This is a genomic window from Thermomonas sp. (genome assembly GCF_019104945.1).
GTDB lineage: Bacteria > Pseudomonadota > Gammaproteobacteria > Xanthomonadales > Xanthomonadaceae > Thermomonas.
This window is the reverse complement of the sequence record NZ_JAHRWW010000040.1, coordinates 12,244-30,595: the sequence shown is the minus strand read 5'-3', so window position 1 is coordinate 30,595 and position 18,352 is coordinate 12,244. Positions and strand designations below refer to the sequence as shown.

Annotated in this window: 20 protein-coding genes; 12 read left to right on the top strand and 8 right to left on the bottom strand. The window is 59.5% G+C overall.

Annotated features, from left to right (window positions below):
* Nucleotides 1–68 precede the first annotated feature (68 nt).
* A complete protein-coding gene (gene putA / locus KUL77_RS09905; RefSeq protein ID WP_297146456.1) occupies nt 69–3,260 on the bottom strand; it encodes a bifunctional proline dehydrogenase/L-glutamate gamma-semialdehyde dehydrogenase PutA in 3,192 nt (1,063 codons plus the stop codon).
* A 286-nt stretch (nt 3,261–3,546) separates the two neighbouring features.
* On the opposite strand from putA, the gene coxB reads away from it, so the two are divergent.
* Genes coxB through KUL77_RS09880 form a run of 5 tightly spaced genes read left to right on the top strand, consistent with a single transcriptional unit; the run spans nt 3,547 to nt 7,749 of the window.
* Nucleotides 3,547–4,446, top strand: coding sequence for a cytochrome c oxidase subunit II (coxB, locus tag KUL77_RS09900; RefSeq protein ID WP_297146485.1), 900 nt, complete (start codon nt 3,547–3,549; stop codon nt 4,444–4,446).
* Between the two features lie 30 nt (nt 4,447–4,476).
* Nucleotides 4,477–6,096 (top strand): cytochrome c oxidase subunit I, encoded by a 1,620-nt coding sequence (gene ctaD / locus KUL77_RS09895; protein WP_297146453.1) that lies wholly within the window; start codon nt 4,477–4,479, stop codon nt 6,094–6,096.
* A 14-nt stretch (nt 6,097–6,110) separates the two neighbouring features.
* On the top strand, nt 6,111–6,251 hold the full coding sequence (locus KUL77_RS09890; RefSeq protein ID WP_297146450.1) for a hypothetical protein: 141 nt from the start codon (nt 6,111–6,113) through the stop codon (nt 6,249–6,251).
* A complete protein-coding gene (locus tag KUL77_RS09885; protein ID WP_297146447.1) occupies nt 6,248–6,832 on the top strand; it encodes a cytochrome c oxidase assembly protein in 585 nt (194 codons plus the stop codon). Before KUL77_RS09890 ends, KUL77_RS09885 begins: the two co-directional genes overlap by 4 nt.
* Before the next feature lie 29 nt (nt 6,833–6,861).
* Entirely contained in the window at nt 6,862–7,749 is an 888-nt protein-coding gene (locus KUL77_RS09880; RefSeq protein ID WP_297146444.1) for a cytochrome c oxidase subunit 3, read from the top strand.
* A gap of 93 nt (nt 7,750–7,842) precedes the next feature.
* Here the strand turns inward: KUL77_RS09880 and KUL77_RS09875 are convergent, their stop codons facing one another.
* Entirely contained in the window at nt 7,843–8,073 is a 231-nt protein-coding gene (locus KUL77_RS09875) for a twin transmembrane helix small protein (protein ID WP_297146441.1), read from the bottom strand.
* Between the two features lie 54 nt (nt 8,074–8,127).
* Here KUL77_RS09875 and KUL77_RS09870 point away from each other — a divergent pair, with 54 nt between their 5' ends.
* The 5 genes from KUL77_RS09870 to alkB are packed head-to-tail and all read left to right on the top strand — an operon-like array spanning nt 8,128 to nt 12,186.
* Nucleotides 8,128–8,880 (top strand): SURF1 family protein, encoded by a 753-nt coding sequence (locus tag KUL77_RS09870; protein WP_297146438.1) that lies wholly within the window; start codon nt 8,128–8,130, stop codon nt 8,878–8,880.
* Nucleotides 8,877–9,458: a hypothetical protein gene (locus KUL77_RS09865; protein ID WP_297146435.1), complete on the top strand. Its 582-nt coding sequence runs from the start codon at nt 8,877–8,879 to the stop codon at nt 9,456–9,458. The genes KUL77_RS09870 and KUL77_RS09865 overlap by 4 nt, the downstream gene beginning before the upstream one ends.
* A gap of 5 nt (nt 9,459–9,463) precedes the next feature.
* The gene (locus tag KUL77_RS09860) at nt 9,464–10,609 is read left to right on the top strand and encodes a COX15/CtaA family protein (protein WP_297146478.1); all 1,146 of its coding nucleotides are present in this window, start codon (nt 9,464–9,466) and stop codon (nt 10,607–10,609) included.
* 3 nt (nt 10,610–10,612) lie between these two features.
* The gene (cyoE, locus tag KUL77_RS09855) at nt 10,613–11,545 is read left to right on the top strand and encodes a heme o synthase (protein WP_297146432.1); all 933 of its coding nucleotides are present in this window, start codon (nt 10,613–10,615) and stop codon (nt 11,543–11,545) included.
* Entirely contained in the window at nt 11,542–12,186 is a 645-nt protein-coding gene (alkB, locus tag KUL77_RS09850; RefSeq protein ID WP_297146429.1) for a DNA oxidative demethylase AlkB, read from the top strand. Before cyoE ends, alkB begins: the two co-directional genes overlap by 4 nt.
* 14 nt (nt 12,187–12,200) lie before the next feature.
* Here the strand turns inward: alkB and KUL77_RS09845 are convergent, their stop codons facing one another.
* The 6 genes from KUL77_RS09845 to rpsU form a co-directional block, all read right to left on the bottom strand.
* Nucleotides 12,201–12,602 carry a PIN domain nuclease gene (locus tag KUL77_RS09845; RefSeq protein ID WP_297146428.1) on the bottom strand — a complete coding sequence of 134 codons (402 nt, stop codon included), beginning with the start codon at nt 12,600–12,602 and terminating at the stop codon, nt 12,201–12,203.
* Nucleotides 12,599–12,793, bottom strand: coding sequence for a type II toxin-antitoxin system VapB family antitoxin (locus KUL77_RS09840; protein ID WP_297146426.1), 195 nt, complete (start codon nt 12,791–12,793; stop codon nt 12,599–12,601). Before KUL77_RS09840 ends, KUL77_RS09845 begins: the two co-directional genes overlap by 4 nt.
* Nucleotides 12,794–12,902: 109 nt before the next feature.
* Nucleotides 12,903–14,636, bottom strand: a complete 1,734-nt coding sequence (gene dnaG / locus KUL77_RS09835; RefSeq protein ID WP_297146423.1) for a DNA primase — start codon at nt 14,634–14,636, stop codon at nt 12,903–12,905.
* 27 nt (nt 14,637–14,663) lie between these two features.
* Entirely contained in the window at nt 14,664–15,167 is a 504-nt protein-coding gene (locus KUL77_RS09830) for a GNAT family N-acetyltransferase (protein ID WP_297146421.1), read from the bottom strand.
* A gap of 20 nt (nt 15,168–15,187) precedes the next feature.
* Nucleotides 15,188–15,631 (bottom strand): GatB/YqeY domain-containing protein, encoded by a 444-nt coding sequence (locus KUL77_RS09825; protein WP_297146418.1) that lies wholly within the window; start codon nt 15,629–15,631, stop codon nt 15,188–15,190.
* Between the two features lie 83 nt (nt 15,632–15,714).
* Nucleotides 15,715–15,930 carry a 30S ribosomal protein S21 gene (rpsU, locus tag KUL77_RS09820; RefSeq protein WP_297146415.1) on the bottom strand — a complete coding sequence of 72 codons (216 nt, stop codon included), beginning with the start codon at nt 15,928–15,930 and terminating at the stop codon, nt 15,715–15,717.
* An 89-nt stretch (nt 15,931–16,019) separates the two neighbouring features.
* On the opposite strand from rpsU, the gene tsaD reads away from it, so the two are divergent.
* Nucleotides 16,020–17,045, top strand: coding sequence for a tRNA (adenosine(37)-N6)-threonylcarbamoyltransferase complex transferase subunit TsaD (gene tsaD / locus KUL77_RS09815; RefSeq protein WP_297146413.1), 1,026 nt, complete (start codon nt 16,020–16,022; stop codon nt 17,043–17,045).
* 33 nt (nt 17,046–17,078) lie between these two features.
* Nucleotides 17,079–18,350: a mechanosensitive ion channel family protein gene (locus KUL77_RS09810; RefSeq protein WP_297146410.1), complete on the top strand. Its 1,272-nt coding sequence runs from the start codon at nt 17,079–17,081 to the stop codon at nt 18,348–18,350.
* Nucleotides 18,351–18,352: the final 2 nt, after the last annotated feature.

Here is an 18,352-nt window from a genome sequence, read left to right as displayed (position 1 = left end):
GTCGATTGATTGAGCAACAAAAAACCCCGCAGCGATGCGGGGTTTTTGTAGGTACTCGACGCGGGGACTTAGTCACCCAGTGTCAAAAGGGAGGCATTGCCGCCTGCCGCCGTGGTGTTGATGGTGACGGTTTTTTCGGTGGCGAAGCGCGGCAGGTAGTGCGGGCCGCCGGCCTTCGGGCCGGTGCCGGACAGGCCTTGGCCACCGAATGGCTGCACGCCCACGACCGCGCCGATCTGGTTGCGGTTGACGTAGATATTACCCACCTTAGCGCGCGACACGATGCGATCGATGGTGGCGTCGATGCGCGAATGGATGCCCAAAGTTAGGCCATAACCCGTGGCATTGATGGCATCGACCACGGCATCGAGTTCGTCGGCTTTCCAGCGAATGACGTGCAGGGCGGGGCCGAACTTCTCGCGGTCGAGCTGGGCGATAGACTGCAGTTCCCACGCCGATGGTGCGAAGAACGTGCCGTGTTCGGTGCCTGCGCCCAGCGCGGCCTTGGCGATGAGCTTGGCGCTGCTATCCATGTTCTTGCTGTGATCGTCCAAAATACATTTGGCGTCGGTGTCGATCACCGGGCCAACATCGGTGGCTGGCTGGCCGGGGTCGCCTACCACCAGTTCGGCCATTGCACCGGCCAGCATGGTGATGACTTTATCGGCGATATCGTCTTGTACCAGCAGCACGCGTGCGGCCGAGCAGCGCTGACCGGCGGAGGTAAAGGCCGAGCCGAGGGCATCTTTCACGACCTGTTCCGGCAGCGAGGAGCTGTCGGCGATCATCGCGTTTTGGCCGCCGGTTTCGGCAATCAGCGTGGCGATGGGGCCTGCTTCGCGGCTGGCGAGGGCGCGGTTGATCAGGCGTGCGGTTTCGGTGGAGCCGGTGAAGCACACACCCGCCACGCGCGGGTCGGCGGTTAGCGCGGCGCCAACACTAGCGCCGTCGCCCGGCACAAACTGCAGCACGTTTTGCGGAATACCTGCTTCGTGCAGCAGCTTCACTGCGGCATAGCCGATCAGATTGGTTTGTTCGGCGGGCTTGGCGATGACGGTATTGCCTGCGGCTAGCGCAGCCGCAATTTGGCCGAGGAAAATGGCCAGCGGGAAGTTCCACGGGCTGATGCAAACAAACACGCCGCGCCCAGCCAACTGCAGTTGGTTGGATTCGCCGGTGGGGCCGGGGAGGGCCATCGGGGCAAAATGTTCGCGCGCCTGCAAGGCGTAGTAGCGCAGGAAGTCCACCGCTTCGCGCACTTCAGCGATGCCATCCACCAAAGTCTTGCCTGCTTCCTTGGTGCACATCGCCATATAAGCGGGCATGCGTGCTTCTAGTAGGCCTGCAGCATGTTCCAGCAGGGCTGCGCGCGAACTGGCGGGGGTGGCGTCCCAGTTGGCGTGGGCGGCCACAGCATTGCTCAGGGCCTGCGCAACGGTGGCGGTATCGGCGGGTTGCCAGTGGCCAACTACCTCGCGGCGGTCGGCCGGGTTGGTGACGGCGATCTGCGCGGCGGACGCATTGGCGCCCGGCACCAGCGGCGCGGCGATCCAGCTACCGGCACCGGCGCTGTTGAGGGAGTCGGCCAGCTTGCGCAGGTCGTTATCGTTAGCAAGATTGATGCCCATGGAATTGTCTCGTGGCTGGTTCTGGCTGCGGTAGAGGTCAACCGGCAGCGGGATGCGTGGATGCTGGATATGCGACAGGGAAGACACGAAATCCACCGGGTTGCGGATCAGTTCTTCTACTGGGATGGTCTCGTCGGTGATACGGTTCACGAAGCTGGAGTTAGCACCGTTTTCGAGCAGACGGCGCACCAGATACGGCAGCAGGTCTTCGTGGCTGCCCACCGGTGCATACACACGGCAAGGAACGTCCAGACGGTTGGCTGGGATGACTTCGGCGTAGAGGTCATCACCCATGCCATGCAGTTTTTGGAACTCCCAATCACGGCGGCCGCGCATCGCCCGCGCCATGCGGTGCACTGTGGCGATCGTTTGCGCATTGTGGGTGGCGAACATCGGGTACAGCGCATCACCCGCGTCCAGCATGCGGCGCGCGTTGGCAAGGTAGGACACGTCGGTGTTCTGCTTGCGCGTGAACAGCGGGTAACCCGCTTGTCCATCCATTTGCGCACGCTTTACTTCTGCATCCCAATACGCGCCTTTCACCAAGCGTACGGGGATGCGGCGGCCCAGCTGCTTGGCCATGTGCACGATGTAGTCGATCACAAACGGTGCGCGCTTTTGATACGCCTGCACCACGATGCCGAAGCCGTCCCAGCCTTGCAGTGAAGCATCGCCGAGGACGTGGAAGATGAGGTCTAAAGAGAGTTCGAGACGGTCGGTTTCTTCGGCGTCGATGGTCAGGCCAATGCCATACGACTTGGCCAGCTGTGATAGTTCAAGCAGGCCAGCCCCTAGTTCGGCCAAGACGCGCGCGCGCTTGGCGTGCTCGTAGCGCGGGTGCAGAGCGGATAGTTTCACCGAGATGCTGGGGGCGGAGAACACATCGCTAAACGGCCCGGTCTTGCCGATGGCGTGGATGGCCATACGGTAAGAGTCGAGGTAGCGCTTAGCATCGGCGGCGGTGAGCGCAGCTTCGCCCAGCATGTCGAAGGAGTAGCGGTAGTTGGCGTTATCGCCCTTGCGCGAACGCGTCAGCGCTTCGTCGATGGTGCGCCCCAGCACGAACTGGTGGCCCATGATCTTCATCGCTTGACGCACGGCCAGACGAATGACCGGCTCACCGGCGCGGCCAATGAGGCGCTGGAAGGCGCCATAGGCATCGCGTTTGGTGTCATCGGCAAGATCGACCAGCTTGCCGGTAAGCATCAGGCCCCAAGTGGAGGCGTTGACCAGCACTGAATCGGATTGTCCAAGGTGGCGCTTCCAGTTGGCATCGCCCAGTTTGTCGCGAATCAACGCGTCGGCGGTTTCTTGATCCGGAATGCGCAGCAGGGCTTCGGCCACGCACATCAGCAGCACACCTTCTTCGCTGCCTAGGTCGTATTGGCGCATGAACGCCTCAACTACGCCTTGGTCGCGGGTACGCGCACGCACGCGCTGCACCAAGTCGCCGGCAATGGCTTGCGCTGCGTCGCGGTCGGTTGGATCAAGGCGCGCTTGGGTGAGCAGGTAACGCACATGTTCGGCTTCGTCGCGAATCCAGCCATGAGTAATGGCGGCGCGCGGCGGCAAAGGGAGGGGATTAACGTCCGCCAGTAATGGCGTGATGGGGGTGGGGGATGTGTCGGTCATGGCCCGCAGGGGGTGTCGGCAGGATTGCATAGTGTAGAACGACTGGCGTTTTGCGGCAGGATTTGCAATAAGTCTTGCCGTAGCTGAACATCATTAGTAATCTTGATCCAGATCAAAGCAAACTTGGTTTGGTTTGCTAGCCGGGGAAGGGCGACAGTTTTAAGACCTTTACCGCGTGGTTCTAGCCGCTCTGGGCCGCGCACTTAAATCAGATTGAACGCGAGTGGGGCGCGATGTGATGACACTTGGTCGTTTGAAACAGCGAGCGCTGTCGGTTGTATTGGGCATGGGAATGCCGTTGATGGCACTGGCGCAAGATCCTGCCGGGCACACAGATCCCAAGCCTTGGCAATTAAATATGGGGCCTGGCGTAACCCCAACCTCCCACGCGGCGTATGACGCGCACATGATCGTGCTGTGGGTCTGCGTCATCATTGGCGTACTGGTGTTTGGCGCGATGGCGGTGGCGATCTTCCGCTTCCGCAAGTCCAAAGGCGCGGTGCCAGACACCACATTGACCCACAACACCAAGCTAGAGGCGGTGTGGACGGCCATTCCCATCCTGATTCTGGTGGGGCTGGCGTTTCCCTCCACCAGTGGCCTGATTCGTATGTACGACGTGCGCGATTCCGGCATGACCGTGAAGGTCACCGGGTATCAGTGGATGTGGAAATATGAATATCTAGGGGAAGAGGTGTCGTTCACCAGCCGTCTGGATCGTAAAAGTGATGATCTGCGGCAAAGTGGAAAAGTGGTGACCGCTGCGGATGATCCCCATTATTTGCTGAACGTGGATAACGTGCTGGTGCTGCCGGTGGATACCAAGGTGCGCTTCGTGCTGACCGCCGACGATGTGATTCACTCGTGGTGGGTGCCTGCATTGGGTTGGAAGCAAGACGCGGTGCCGGGGATTGTGAATGAGGCTTGGGCGCAGATCGAAAAGCCGGGCGTGTATCGCGGGCAGTGCGCCGAGCTATGCGGCAAAGACCACGGCTTTATGCCGATTGTGGTCAAGGCGGTGAGCAAGGCCGAGTTTGCGACGTGGCTGGCAGCAGAAAAGGCCAAGCGCGCACCCGCGCCTGAGCCTGCTGCACCTGTCGCTGCGCCTGAGGCCGAGGCGGCACCCGCACCTGCGGCCACCGCTTCCGCTGCCCAACCCATCCAGCCTGCTGCGCAGGCCGGTTGATTCACGTACTGAATACAGAAGGTTCATTCCATGTCTGCTACGCATCCAGACGCCGTTGCACACGCGGCCCACGGTCACCACAAGCAGGGGTTTATCGACCGCTGGTTTTTCTCAACGAACCACAAAGACATCGGTACGCTGTACCTGATTTTTAGCTTCACCATGGCGATTATTGGTGCGGCGTTCTCGGTGGCGATCCGCGCTGAGCTGGCTACGCCGGGCCTGCAACTGGTGGACCCGGAGCATTTCAATATGCTCACCACCATGCACGCACTGGTGATGATCTTCGGCGCGATCATGCCCTCGTTTGTGGGCCTTGCGAACTGGATGATTCCGCTGCAGATCGGTGCGCCGGACATGGCGTTGCCGCGCATGAACAACCTATCGTTCTGGATCATGCCGTTTGCCTTCGTGCTGCTGCTACTCACCTTCTTCTTGCCGGGCGGTGCGCCTGCGGGTGGGTGGACGATGTATCCGCCGCTGTCGCTGCAAGGCGGTGCTAACTTGGCGTTCGCCATTTTCGCGATCCACCTGATGGGGATCAGCTCGATCATGGGGGCGATCAACATCATCGCCACTGTGCTCAATATGCGTGCGCCGGGCGTGGATCTGCTGAAGATGCCGATCTTCTGCTGGAGCTGGCTGATTACCTCGTTCCTGTTGATCGTGGTGATCCCGGTGCTGGCGGGCGCGGTGACCATGCTGCTGACCGACCGCTTCTTTGGCACCAGCTTCTTCAATGCCGCCGGTGGCGGTGACCCGATCATGTACCAGCATATTTTCTGGTTCTTCGGGCACCCTGAGGTGTACATCATGATCTTGCCGGCGTTTGGCATCGTCAGCGAGATCATGCCCACCTTCAGCCGCAAGCCGCTGTTTGGCTATCAGGCCATGGTGTATTCGCTGGCCAGCATCGCGTTCCTGAGCTTCATCGTGTGGGCGCACCACATGTTTACGGTGGGGATGCCGCTGGGTGGCGAAATCTACTTCATGTTCGCCACCATGCTGATTTCGATCCCCACCGGGGTAAAAATCTTCAACTGGCTCACCACGATGTGGCGCGGTTCGCTCACTTTTGAAGCGCCGATGCTGTGGGCAATTGCTTTTGTGATTCTGTTCGCTATTGGCGGGTTTTCCGGGGTGATGGTGGCCGTGGTGCCCGCCGACTTCCAATATCACGACACCTATTTTGTGGTGGCGCACTTCCACTATGTGTTGGTGACTGGCGCGCTGTTTGCCATCATCGCGGCGATTTACTACTGGTGGCCTAAGTGGAGTGGCCGCATGTATAACGAAACGCTGGCGAAGATCCATTTCTGGTGGACGCTGGTGTTTGTGAACGTGCTGTTCTTCCCACAGCATTTCTTGGGACTGGCCGGGATGCCGCGGCGTATCCCCGATTACAACGTGGTGTTTGCCGATTGGAATCTGGTGAGCTCGATTGGCGCGTTCGGCATGTTCGTGACGCCGTTCTTCATGGCCTTCGTGTTGTGGCATTCCAAGAAGTACGGTGCCAAGGCCGAAGCGCGTGCATGGGAAGGGGCGCGTGGGCTGGAATGGACGGTTCCGTCGCCAGCACCGCACCACACGTTTGAAGTGCCACCGGTGATCAAGCCGGGTGATTTGGCGCATGACGACGTGAGCCACTAATGGAGATGCAGGCCATGGTTGATTCGCTACCACCGCAAACTGCCGCTGAAGTGGAGGCGCGTCGTAAACGCGCCAAGCGCACTGCGTGGTTGTTTGCTGGGGTAGTCATCGCCTTGTATGCAGGTTTCATCACGATGATGGCGCTGCGCTCATGAGTGAATCTCGCATCAGCAAGATGGGCGTCTGGAAACTGCTTGGCGTATCGCTAGCAGCGTTCGGGTTCGCCTTCTCGCTGGTGCCGCTGTATCGCATCGCGTGTGAAAAGGTGTTCGGCGTGCGTCTGGAGCAGGGGGCGATCGTGGCTCCTGTGGCGAAAGACGTTGCTCCCGACGCGCGCTGGATCACGGTGCAATTCGACGGTGGGGTGAACTCCAAGCTGCCGTGGAAATTTGCACCCGAGCAGCAAACGATGCGGGTGCAGCTCGGGCGCGAATATCAAGCACTATTTTTTGCGCGCAACGTGTCGGATCGCGCCATTGTTGGGAACGCGGTGCCCTCGGTGGCACCGGCGCGCGCGTCTGGCTACTTCAATAAGACCGAATGCTTTTGCTTTACCGAGCAGGCGCTGCAGGCAGGTGAGTCGCGCGATATGCCGGTGCGCTTCATCGTGGACCCTTCACTTCCGAAAGGAGTGAAGACCATTACCTTGTCGTACACCTTTTTCAAAAATGAGGCCCAAACTGCTGCGCTTGTAGCGGGGCAAGGCCAGGCTGGAGCAGTTCGCGCTGCCCCTTAACTTTTTCACGTACCGTCTGGAAGATCGCCATGGCCGATGCCTACGCCCAGCAGGGCAGCTCCGAAGGAAGTTACTTCGTCCCACACAGCAGCAAATGGCCGCTGTTTGCTTCGATTTCCATGTTCATCACCATGGTGGGCTTTGCCTGCTGGCTTAATGAAGTCAGCTGGGGGCGCACCGTGTTTTTTATCGGTATCGCCGGGATTATCGCGGTGCTGTTCCGGTGGTTTGGTGACGTCATTCGGGAATCAGTCGCTGGCCATTACAACAAGCAGGTGGATATTTCCTTCCGCTTGGGCATGGTGTGGTTCATTTTTTCCGAAGTCTTTTTCTTTGCTGCGTTTTTTAGTGCGCTGTTTTATGCACGCCAGTTTGCGCTGCCGTGGCTTAGTGGCGAAGGCCACGGTGTGGCCACGCATGAATTGCTCTACCCCGGCTTTACGGCGGGCTGGCCGAGTAACGGCCCATCGGCTGTAGGCGGAGATTTCCAAACCATTCCAGCATGGGGGCTGCCGCTGCTCAATACGCTGATCCTGCTGAGTTCGGGTGTCACGATCACGATTGCGCACCACGCGCTTAAGGCGGGTAAGCGCGGCGTGCTGTCGTTCTTCCTTGGGCTGACGGTGTTGCTGGGCTGCCTGTTCTTGTATTTCCAAGTCACCGAATATATGCACGCCTATGGCGCGCTGAATTTAACCTTGGGTTCGGGCATTTACGGTTCTACCTTCTTTATGCTCACCGGCTTCCATGGCGCGCACGTGACGCTAGGCACCATTATGTTGGCGGTGATGTGGCTGCGTTGCGCCAAGGGGCATTTCGATAAAGACAACCACTTTGGTTTTGAAGCAGTCGCGTGGTACTGGCACTTCGTCGACGTGGTCTGGCTGGGGCTGTTTCTGTTTGTCTACGTTCTGTAATACGGATGCAGCGCGTTTTAGAACCTAGCGTTATCTTGCAACAAAGGCCGGGATTGCCGGCCTTTGTTCTTGCTGCGAAGCGCGCGTTGCAGATCACCCTGCTGGGGCGCGGCCAATGCCGTGGGGTTGGATCCAGCCCATGTGGATGGCGAGCATGATAAACAGAATCAGCGCGATACTCAGCACGATGCGCTTGGTGAGTGCGTTGACTGTGCGCCGCGTGCTGCCCTTGTCGGTGAGCATGTAATACAAGCCCGCGCCTAAATTCCACAAAATGAGTATAAGAAAACCAACGATGAGCAGGGTCTTGAGTGCGTCGCTCATGGATCAGTCCAATAGGTGGATAGCTGCATTATTACAGCAACAGGCGGTGTTGCGGTGAGCACCCGAGTGCGGGCCATTTTTTTATGGTGGTTGCTCGCGCTGCTGGTGGCTAGTGGGTTTGCTTCACTTGGGCACTGGCAGCTGACACGGATGCATGAAAAGCAGGCGATGCTGGCGCGCATGCAGACCGCTTTGGATGAAGCGCACCCACAGCCGCTGCTGCTGGCGTCGGTGACGGCGCAAAAAAGTGACTACGACTGGGCCGCAGGCCGTGGCGATGTGAGCGACACCACGCTGTGGCTGGATAACCAGCAGCGCAATGGGCGCGTCGGTGTGCGGATGTATTGCCTACTCTTTCCCGATGACGGCGTGCAGGTACTGCTACTGGATGCAGGCTGGTGGCCGTTAGATGGACGACGCGATCTACCTAAAGCGCGCTGCGCTGCCGGGCGGGCGCAAATGGTGCGCGGGATGCTGGCGACGCCGCCTTCCGAAGGCTTAGTGCATGGTGAAGCGTTGGCGCAGCGCGGCCAAGGGCGCTGGCTGATGGCGCGTACCGACCTCGCCGCGATTGTGTCTGCGTTACAACTGAAGGCCGCGATTGCGCCGCGCGTACTGCGGCTAGATCCGATGCGCCACGATGGTGATACAGGGGTTATGCTCGCCTCTGGGGAGAGGGATTTGGAGATACTGGCCAATACGATGACGCCAGAGCGCCATTTGGGGTATGCGGTGCAGTGGTTTGGGTTGGCGGTCTGCGTGTTGGTGGTGGCCGCTGTAATGACATTCAAGAAGAAGAACGCATGACAGAACTGGTTTCAGCGCCCAGCGCGCATAATCGCAAAACACTGATTGTGATCCTCGCAATTTTTTTTAGTGTCATGCTGGTGGCGGGCGCGTTGCGCTTTTCTGGCTGGCGGCCGGACGGGATGAAGAATAGGGGCGAGCTGCTGCAGCCCTACGGGGACTTGCGCAGCTATACGCCAGTGCTAAAAGACGGTTCGCCTTACGCATGGAATGCCGAACCTAGGCTGTGGCGCATGGTGGTGCTGCCAGAAAATTGCGAAGGGGCCGGGCAAACGCGCTGCGCGCAGTTGATCCAAAACTTAGACAAAGTGTGGCGCTTACTGGGTAAAGAGTCGGAGCGCGTGCACATTCTTTGGGGCGGCGCATCGATTGCCCAGCTGCAAGGCTTGCCCGAGGTGCGTGAGATTGTCGTGGATGAAAAACTGCGCTCGGGGCTTGCACAATGGGACGTGGAGCGTACCAAGGGTGAGCCGGTGTGGCTGATCGATCCGCATGGGTTTGTGGTGCTGCGTTATGCACCCGGATTTGACCCTGCGGATGTGCGCACCGATCTTGCGCGTCTGCTGCGGGTGAATTGACCGTGATGACCTTCGTGCACCCACATGTATCTCGGCATTTTCACCGTATCGCGTGGTTGGCGGTGCTGTTGGCGACTTGCGTCATCGTATTTGGCGCGTTTGTGCGCTTATCCAATGCAGGTTTGAGCTGCCCGGATTGGCCTACTTGTTATGGCAAGGTGGCGTGGCCAACCCACGCGGAACAAGTGGTGGACCACGCGGCTACAGCCATTCGCCCTGTGATGCCAGATAAAGCATGGCGCGAACAATTCCACCGAATGATTGCAGGCAGCTTAGGCGTGCTGGTATTGGCGCTGGCGCTGTTAGCGACACGCAAGCGCCCGCAGGGCTGGTTGCAGGTGATTGGCGCCTCGCTATTTGTGGCCGTGGCCATTCCCTTGTATATGCGCGGCGAACACGTAGGGGCATCGGTGTTGGCGGTGTTGGGCGAACTGCTGCTGATATGGGGCGCGCTGCGCTGGTCGAATATCGATTTGGCGCGGGTGGGTGCGATCACGCTGGCAACGATTATTTTTCAAGCGCTGCTGGGGATGTGGACGGTAACGTGGCTGCTGAAACCCATTGTGGTGATGGGGCATTTGCTGGGCGGTTTAACCACGTTCTCGCTGCTGGTGTGGATGGCATGGCGGGCGACCGGGCTGCCCATGCACAGCGCCGAGGCACCGAAACTGCGCTGGCTGGTTGCGGCAGGCTTGTTGTTGCTGGGTGTGCAGATCGCGTTGGGCGGTTGGACCAGCGCTAATTACGCAGCCTTGGCCTGTGGCGCAGAGTTTCCTAAGTGCGCTGGCGCGTGGTGGCCTGCGCATGATTTTAAGGAGGGCTTCGTGCTTTGGCGCGGGATTGGCGTGGATTATGAAGGCGGCATTCTCGACAATACGGCACGGGTCGCCATTCAATTAACCCACCGGCTGATGGCGGTGGTGGTGACCTGCTATCTGCTGGGGCTTGCGGTCAAGCTGCTGCGGATGCCGGGGTTGCGCGGTTGGGGTGTGCTGCTGGCTTTGCTCATTTGCGTGCAGTTTGGCTTAGGCGTGTCGAACGTGCTGCTGGGGCTGCCGCTGCCGGTGGCCGTATTGCACAACGCTGGGGCGACTGCGCTGCTCTTTGTGCTGGTCACGCTGCTGGCGCGCATTCGATTGCCGGAGGCATAAGGTATGAGTAAATCATTGGCATCCCAATATTGGGCTGTGACTAAGCCGCGCATCGTGGCATTGATCGTGTTCACCGCTATGATCGGCATGCTGCTTGCAATTCGCCCCGGCGATGCGTGGCCGTGGCTGCAACTGGTAGCGGGTAGCTTGGGGATTTGGATGGCAGCAGGCAGCGCGGCGGCCATCAATCATTTGCTTGATCAGCGCATCGATAAAGTGATGGTGCGCACCGCCGACCGGCCGCTGGCTACCGGAACGTTGCGCCCGGTGCAGGTGCTCACCTTCGCGCTAGCACTCGGTGTGCTGTCGATGCTGATTTTGGTGGTGTGGGTTAATTGGATATGCGCCGTACTGACCTTTGCCGGGTTGATTGGTTACGCGATTATCTACACAGGGTTTTTGAAGCGCGCCACACCGCAAAACATTGTGATTGGCGGGCTGGCAGGCGCGGTGCCGCCACTGTTGGGCTGGGCCGCCGTTACCGGCATGCAGCGCCAGTGGGACTGGGCACATGCCCTGCTGCTGGTGCTGATTATTTTTGTCTGGACGCCGCCGCACTTCTGGGCGCTCGCTATTTTCCGCCGTGAAGATTATTCGCGTGCGCTGGTGCCCATGCTGCCGGTAACCCACGGTGTGGTGTACACGCGCTGGCAAATTTTGCTGTACACCGTGCTGTTGGTGGTGGTGACGGTGCTGCCATGGGCCACGCGGCTGAGCGGCGTGTTCTATCTGTTTGGTGCACTGGTGCTGGGCGGCGTGTTCCTGTGGTACGCGTGGCGTTTGCTGGATCCACCGGATGAGTTTTTTGCCATGCGCACGTTCAAGTATTCCATCGTTTATTTAATGGCCCTGTTTGGGTTCTTGCTTGCCGACCACTGGCTGCTGCCGTTGTTTGAGCCGGTTTCCGCGCTGGAGTTTGTGCCGCAGCCAGCATGAGCGATTTGTTTGCCGGGCCGCTTGCGGGGCAGCGCACGGCGCTTGGCCCGCAGGCCTGCGTGCTGCACGGGTTTGCACTGCCCTACGTGACGCAGTTGCTTCAGGGGATTAACGATGTGACGGCGCACGCGCCGTTTCGCAACCTAACAACGCCGGGCGGGCATGTGATGCAGGTGGCGATGACCAACTGCGGCCCGCTTGGCTGGGTGAGCGACCGCAGAGGCTACCGTTACGCTGCCCTGGACCCACAAACGCAAGTGCCTTGGCCCGCCTTTCCAAACGGCTTTCTTGCGCTTGCCGAAGCCGCCGCCGCTGCGGCTGGACTCCCGCAGCACAGGCCCGACGCCTGCCTGATCAACCGCTACCTGCCGGGCACGCGGCTCAGCCTGCACCAAGACCGTGACGAAGACGACGCGCAAGCACCTATCGTATCGGTGTCGCTGGGGCTGCCCGCCACGTTTCTATGGGGCGGCATGGCGCGGGCCGATAAAACGCTGCGCGTGCCTGTGGCACATGGTGACGTGGTGGTATGGGGCGGCGCAGACCGAATGCGCTTTCACGGCGTGCTTCCCGTTCCGCCCGGAAGACATCCCATAGTGGGCGAGCAGCGGTTGAATTTGACCTTTCGAAAGGTGCGGTAGGGGGAAGGTTACCGTTAGGCTGGCTTAAACACAGATTTCAGGCCAAGGTGGATGACAAAAACATCAAAGTCACGGTCATTGTGCAGCAGTGTCATGCCATCCATGATGCAGCGCGTTGCAATGATGCAATCGATGGTCTTGCGTACGGTCAGGCCCTTTTCGCGCAAAGTACGGAAGTTTTGAGCCGCCTCAACTGCGACTGCATATCCCCCAAGTTGCACCACATCCAAACTTGTCATGAGGCGTTTGACCTCTTTGAAATGCTTGTCCGAAGTCGTGCCTTGCAACACTTCTGCCAGAATTAGATCACCCACCGCCAGAGGCTCAATGCCCAGAAGGCTATCCAACTTTTCGGCCTGCTTTGTCTCTGCCCCGCGCAGGTAGTCAATCCAAACACTTGAGTCGACCAGAATCACTGATCCAGCCTCATCCGCTCTAGGTCACCCTGCCAAGGAATTTGCCCCCGTAGTGTCTTGATCTGCTGCTGTTTCTTCAGCCGCAGCAACGTGCGCAACCCAAGTTCCACAGCTTCGCGTTTGGTCTTCGCCCCTGTCGCTTTCAAAGCGTCGCGCATCAGTGCATCATCAATAACAATGTTTGTTCGCATGTGTATGCTCCTGCTTGTTTATACACATCGTACAGTACGCGTGGTGATTCGTTCAATCGGCGAAGTTTCTGGCTTGCCGGATCAATCTCACGTTTCATAAAGTAAAGGCTTAACGGGCGAGCCGCGCTTGCAGTAATTCGCGCAGCTCCTGCTTGTCATCCTCGCTGAGCTGGCCTGCGTGCAGCTGCTGCTGCAGCTCTTCGATACGTTGCTGCAGTAATTGCTTGTCGAGCTGGGCGATGGCGTCTAGAAATTCGATGCGCAGATCATCTTCTTCACCCGGTAGGTCCTGCAGGGCGAGCTTTTGTAATGAAACCGCTTCTTCGCGGCCTGCGAAATGTTCGAGTAGTGCGCCGGTATTGATGTCAGGGCGTTCGCGTACCAGCAAGACCAGTTCGGCAAGCAGGTCGATACCGGGCTGACGCAGGGCGGCAAACCGATAGGGTGTTTGCAAGGCGAGAGCAAAGCTGGGGCGCTGCAGCAGGTGGGTGATGGCGGTGCGGATGAGGCTGGGCTTTTGCCCCGGTGTGCTGCGCGTGGCGCGGCCAATGCGCTGGGTGGGGACGTGCACCTGTGCCGCGCTGGTGCTGGCACCCACGCCAGTGAGTTCGGTGAGGCGCTGGCGCATTAAGTCGCCGAAGGCACCGTCGGGAATTTGCGCCAGCAGTGGTTTGCAGCGTTCGGCGAGGCGCGCTTTGCCATCGAGCGAAGTGAGGTTCACATCACTGGAAAGCTGCGCGTAGAAAAATTCGGATAGCGGCGTCGCGCTGTGGAGCTGGGCGTTAAACCCTTCCACACCTTCTTTGCGCACCAGTGAATCGGGGTCTTCGCCGTCGGGTAAAAACAAGAAGAACGCTTGGCGCCCGTCTTTCAGCCGCGGCAGCACGGATTCCAGCGCTTTCCACGCGGCGCCACGGCCGGCGCGGTCGCCGTCGAAGCAGAAGTACACATCGGGCGCGCTACGAAACAGCAGTTCAGCGTGTTCGGGGGTGGTGGCGGTGCCTAGCGTGGCCACTGCCTGCGCGATGCCGTACTGCGCCAGCGCAACCACATCCATATAGCCTTCCACCACAATCAGGCGCTCTAGTTTCTGATTGGCTTGGCGCGCCTGCCACAGACCGTAGAGTTCGCGGCCTTTGTGGAACAGCGGGGTTTCTGGTGAGTTGAGGTATTTGGGTGAATCTTCCGGGTCGATCACGCGGCCGCCGAAGGCGATCACGCGGCCGCGCCGGTCGTGGATGGGAAACATCAGCCTGTCGCGGAATTTGTCATAGACATTGCCGCGATCATTTTTTGAGAACAGGCCGCCGCGCTCTAGTAGCTGCATGCGCCTAGGGTCGGTGCCGAGCGCGTCGCGCAGTGCGGAGAAGCCATCGGGCGCGTAGCCGATGGCGTAGTGTTCAAGCACTTCAGGCGCAATGCCGCGTTTTTTGACGTAAGCGCGGGCCTTATCGCTTTGCGTCAGATGGCTGCGGAAAAAACTAGCTGCCGCCTCCATCTCTCCGTAAAGATCGCGCGTATCCGGGTTGACGTTGCGCTGCTGGGTGTCGCGCGGCACTTCAAGGCCCACACGCCGCGCGAGTTCTTCTACCGCATCAAGAAATTCGAGGCGGTCATACTGCATAAGAAAGGACAGCGCAGTACCGTGCGCGCCGCAGCCAAAGCAGTGATAGAACTGCTTATTCGGGGAGACGGTGAAGCTAGGGGAGCGTTCGTCGTGAAATGGGCAGCAGGCGGCGAACTCACGACCTTGGCGCTTGAGCTGGACGCGCGCCGAAATAACTTCGACGATGTCTGCACGTGCGAGCAGTTCGTCGATAAACGCGTCAGGAATACGGGCCATGACGCTACTGTGCCATGCGCTGTGAACTCACAGCACTTCGTGCGCCGCCAGCGCGTGCAGGGCGTCGCCTTCTAGGCGCTGCACCGTCCATTCGTCCATGCCGACAGCGCCAATTTTGCGGTAGAAGGTGATTGCGGGGGCGTTCCAGTCCAGTACGCTCCACTCGAAACGGCCGCAGTCGCGTGCTACGGCAATACGCGCGAGCGCCGCCATCAGGTGCTTACCTAGCCCTGATCCGCGAAATGCGGTGCGCACGAATAAGTCTTCCAGATACAGCCCGCGTTTACCAAGAAAGGTGCTGAAATTATGGAAGAACAGGGCAAAGCCCGCCGGGGTTCCATCCACTTCACCAATCAACACTTCGGCCGCAGGCTGCGGCCCGAAGAGCTGTGTGCGCAGGTCCTCATCGGTGGCCACGGCGGCGTGGCTGAGGCGCTCGTAGTCGGCCAGCTCGGTGATGAGCTGGCGGATCAGTGGCACGTCATCGACGGTGGCCGGGCGAATAAAGAGAGCGGGCGATGCGGTGGTCATGAAACCTCTTGCGTTCAAAATTAGCCGAGCTTTTGTTTCACAAGCTTGGAGACTAGCCCCATATCGGCCTTGCCTGCCAGTGTGGGCTTAAGTACACCCATCAGCTTACCCATATCTGCAGCAGAGGCCGCGCCGGTGACGGCAATGGCTTTGTCGATTTCGGCCACAATCTCAGCTTCGCCCATTTTGGCGGGCAGATAGGCTTCAATAATCACCAGCTCGGCGCGTTCAATGGCGGCGAGGTCTTCGCGCGCGGCGGCTTCGTATTGGGTAATCGAGTCTTTGCGCTGCTTGACCATTTTTTCGAGCACGGCCAGCACCAGCGGGTCGGTCATTTCGACGCGTTCATCCACTTCTTTTTGCTTGATCGCCGCATTGATGAGGCGAATGGTGCCAAGGCGGTCTTTTTCGCCCGCCTTCATGGCGGTTTTCATGTCATCGGTGAGCTGTTGCTTGAGGCTCATTGTGTAGAATTCCTGTTAAGTTGAAACGCAAAAAGCCGGCCACGCTTGCGCGTGCCGGCTCTCGCAGCGACCAAAAGCCGCGCTCAGTACATGCGGCGGCGCTTGGTGACGTCGCGCGAAGTGCGGCGCGCCTGACGCTTTACAGCGGCAGCGGCTTTGCGCTTGCGCTCTTGGGTGGGCTTTTCGTAAAACTCGCGCTTGCGGGTTTCAGCCAGCACACCGGCCTTTTCGCAGGTGCGCTTGAAGCGACGCAGAGCAAATTCAAAAGGTTCGTTTTCGCGGACTTTAACGCTTGGCATTGTGTTGTCTCGATGCGTGGGAATAGCCCAAGCAAGTGGGCGAGCCGCGCATGATAGCAGGATTTCATCTTTAGGCGCAAGATAGGGGGATGAAAGTTCTTGGAATCGAGTCTTCTTGCGATGAAACCGGCGTGGCCGTGTACGACACCGCAAGCTCAGGTGCGGCGGGGCTACTGGCCCACGCCGTGTATAGCCAAATTGCGCTGCACGCCGAATATGGTGGGGTGGTGCCGGAGCTTGCCAGCCGCGACCATGTGCGCAAATTACTGCCTCTGATCCGGCAAACCTTGGACGAGGCGGGGCTGCGCCTGTCGGATATTGAGGGCGTGGCCTATACCGCTGGGCCGGGCTTGGTAGGGGCGCTGCTGGTGGGCGCGGGTGTGGCGCGCGCGCTGGCGTGGGGGCTGGATGTGCCTGCCATTGGGGTGCATCACATGGAAGGGCATCTGCTGGCCCCGCTGATGGAAGACAACGCGCCAGAGCCGCCATTTGTGGCGCTCTTGGTGTCCGGTGGGCATACCCAGCTGGTGGCGGTGGACGCGATTGGCCGCTATCGGCTGCTGGGCGAAACACTCGATGACGCCGCGGGTGAGGCGTTCGATAAAACGGCAAAGCTCATGGGGTTGCCGTATCCGGGCGGCCCGCAGTTGGCCAAATTGGCGGAAACCGGGGTGCCGGGGGTGTATAAATTTTCACGCCCAATGACCGACCGGCCGGGGCTGGATTTTTCTTTTAGCGGCCTGAAAACGCAGGTGCTTCTTGCGTGGCGCGATAGCGATCAGAGCGAGCAAACCAAAATGGATATTGCGCGCGGGTTTGAAGATGCAGTGGTGGATACGCTGGCGATTAAATGCGGCCGCGCGCTGGATGCGGCGGGCTGCGATACGCTGATCGTGGCGGGTGGCGTAGGGGCGAATAAGCGCCTACGCGCCAAGCTGGTGGAGATGTGCGAAAAGCGCGGTGGCCGCGCCTGCTTCCCGCGCCCCTCGCTGTGCACCGATAACGGCGCAATGATCGCGTTTGCAGGGGCACTACGGCTGGCGGCGGGGCAGCACGACGATTTAGCTATTCGCGCCACACCGCGCTGGGATATGGCCACGCTACAGGCGCTATAAGCTGAAAGCAGTAGGCTCCGGTATCCTTGCAGGATGATGACTGAAATCACGCGCCTGCAGGCGCTGTTGCAACCATATCCTTGGGCCTGGGACGTGCTGGCACTCGGCACGCTGCTGCTGGTGGCGTGGATCGCCAACTGGTTAACCAAGCACGTACTTCTGCAGGCCATTCGGCGACTGCTGCGCGCCACGGTGTATCGCGGTGCCGAGTCCGATGCCGAGATGCGGCTTAGCGTTATCCCGCGCTTGGCCAATGCGGTTCCGGCGCTGGTGTTGTACGCCGGGTTGGAGATCGTGCCCGACCTTCCTGCGGCCGTTGTCACTGTGCTGCGCGCACTGTGTCAGGCCTTTGTGGTGCTCACCATCGCACTCTCTGTGGCACGCGCGCTGGACATGATTAGCCACGAATACGACCGGCGTCCGCAGTCGCGTGAAAAACCGATCAAAGGCTATCTGCAGGTCGCTAAAATTTTGACCTTCATCGTGGCGGGGCTGTCCATTTTTGCCACGTTGGTGGGGGCCAAGTTCGTGCATGTGTTGACCGGTCTAGGCGCGATGACGGCCGTCACCATGCTGATTTTTCAAGACACGATTTTGTCGTTTGTGGCCAGCGTGCAGATTGGCAGCGATGGCCGCGTGCGGGTGGGCGATTGGATCGAAATGCCCGGCCAAAACGCCGATGGCGACGTGATCGATATCGCCCTGCATACCGTGACTGTGCAGAACTGGGATAAGAGCATCACCACCATTCCCACCAAAAAACTCATTAGCGAGTCGTTCAAAAACTGGCGCGGAATGAGCGAGGCGGGTGGGCGGCGGATTAAACGCTCGCTTTATATCGATCAAAAAAGCGTGCGCTTTTTAGATGAGGCGGAGCGCCAGAGGCTGCACCGGTTCTTGCTGCTGGGTGATTATCTGGACGATAAAACGCAGGCCATACAGCAGTGGAATACACACCTAGGTGCGCCCGGAGATGAGCCGCTCAACCAGCGGCGGCTTACCAATTTGGGCACCTTCCGCGCCTATATCGAGCGCTATTTGCGCGCGCATGCAGGGATCCATCAAGGCATGAGCCTAATGGTGCGACAGCTGCAACCGGATCAAACTGGCATTCCACTTGAGATTTATTGCTTCAGCAACGACACGCGCTGGGCTGTGTATGAAGGTATTCAAGCGGATATTTTTGACCACCTACTCGCCATCCTGCCCGAGTTCGGGCTCAACGTCTTTCAGTCCTCTAGCGACGGCCCCGTTACCGTGGTGCTGAGTAACGGACACGAAAGCCAAACTTCACCGGTATCCTAAGC

Excerpts from the sequence above, each read along its gene's own strand:
- KUL77_RS09860 (WP_297146478.1), top strand. The coding sequence starts at position 9,464 with ATGACCTTCGTGCACCCACATGTATCTCGGCATTTTCACCGTATCGCG.
- KUL77_RS09825 (WP_297146418.1), bottom strand. The coding sequence starts at position 15,631 with ATGAGCCTCAAGCAACAGCTCACCGATGACATGAAAACCGCCATGAAG.
- KUL77_RS09830 (WP_297146421.1), bottom strand. The coding sequence starts at position 15,167 with ATGACCACCGCATCGCCCGCTCTCTTTATTCGCCCGGCCACCGTCGAT.
- rpsU (WP_297146415.1), bottom strand. The coding sequence starts at position 15,930 with ATGCCAAGCGTTAAAGTCCGCGAAAACGAACCTTTTGAATTTGCTCTG.
- KUL77_RS09880 (WP_297146444.1), top strand. The coding sequence starts at position 6,862 with ATGGCCGATGCCTACGCCCAGCAGGGCAGCTCCGAAGGAAGTTACTTC.
- KUL77_RS09875 (WP_297146441.1), bottom strand. The coding sequence starts at position 8,073 with ATGAGCGACGCACTCAAGACCCTGCTCATCGTTGGTTTTCTTATACTC.
- tsaD (WP_297146413.1), top strand. The coding sequence starts at position 16,020 with ATGAAAGTTCTTGGAATCGAGTCTTCTTGCGATGAAACCGGCGTGGCC.
- dnaG (WP_297146423.1), bottom strand. The coding sequence starts at position 14,636 with ATGGCCCGTATTCCTGACGCGTTTATCGACGAACTGCTCGCACGTGCA.
- KUL77_RS09890 (WP_297146450.1), top strand. The coding sequence starts at position 6,111 with ATGGTTGATTCGCTACCACCGCAAACTGCCGCTGAAGTGGAGGCGCGT.
- ctaD (WP_297146453.1), top strand. The coding sequence starts at position 4,477 with ATGTCTGCTACGCATCCAGACGCCGTTGCACACGCGGCCCACGGTCAC.
- KUL77_RS09840 (WP_297146426.1), bottom strand. The coding sequence starts at position 12,793 with ATGCGAACAAACATTGTTATTGATGATGCACTGATGCGCGACGCTTTG.
- KUL77_RS09885 (WP_297146447.1), top strand. The coding sequence starts at position 6,248 with ATGAGTGAATCTCGCATCAGCAAGATGGGCGTCTGGAAACTGCTTGGC.
- cyoE (WP_297146432.1), top strand. The coding sequence starts at position 10,613 with ATGAGTAAATCATTGGCATCCCAATATTGGGCTGTGACTAAGCCGCGC.
- alkB (WP_297146429.1), top strand. The coding sequence starts at position 11,542 with ATGAGCGATTTGTTTGCCGGGCCGCTTGCGGGGCAGCGCACGGCGCTT.
- KUL77_RS09810 (WP_297146410.1), top strand. The coding sequence starts at position 17,079 with ATGATGACTGAAATCACGCGCCTGCAGGCGCTGTTGCAACCATATCCT.
- coxB (WP_297146485.1), top strand. The coding sequence starts at position 3,547 with ATGGGAATGCCGTTGATGGCACTGGCGCAAGATCCTGCCGGGCACACA.
- KUL77_RS09865 (WP_297146435.1), top strand. The coding sequence starts at position 8,877 with ATGACAGAACTGGTTTCAGCGCCCAGCGCGCATAATCGCAAAACACTG.
- putA (WP_297146456.1), bottom strand. The coding sequence starts at position 3,260 with ATGACCGACACATCCCCCACCCCCATCACGCCATTACTGGCGGACGTT.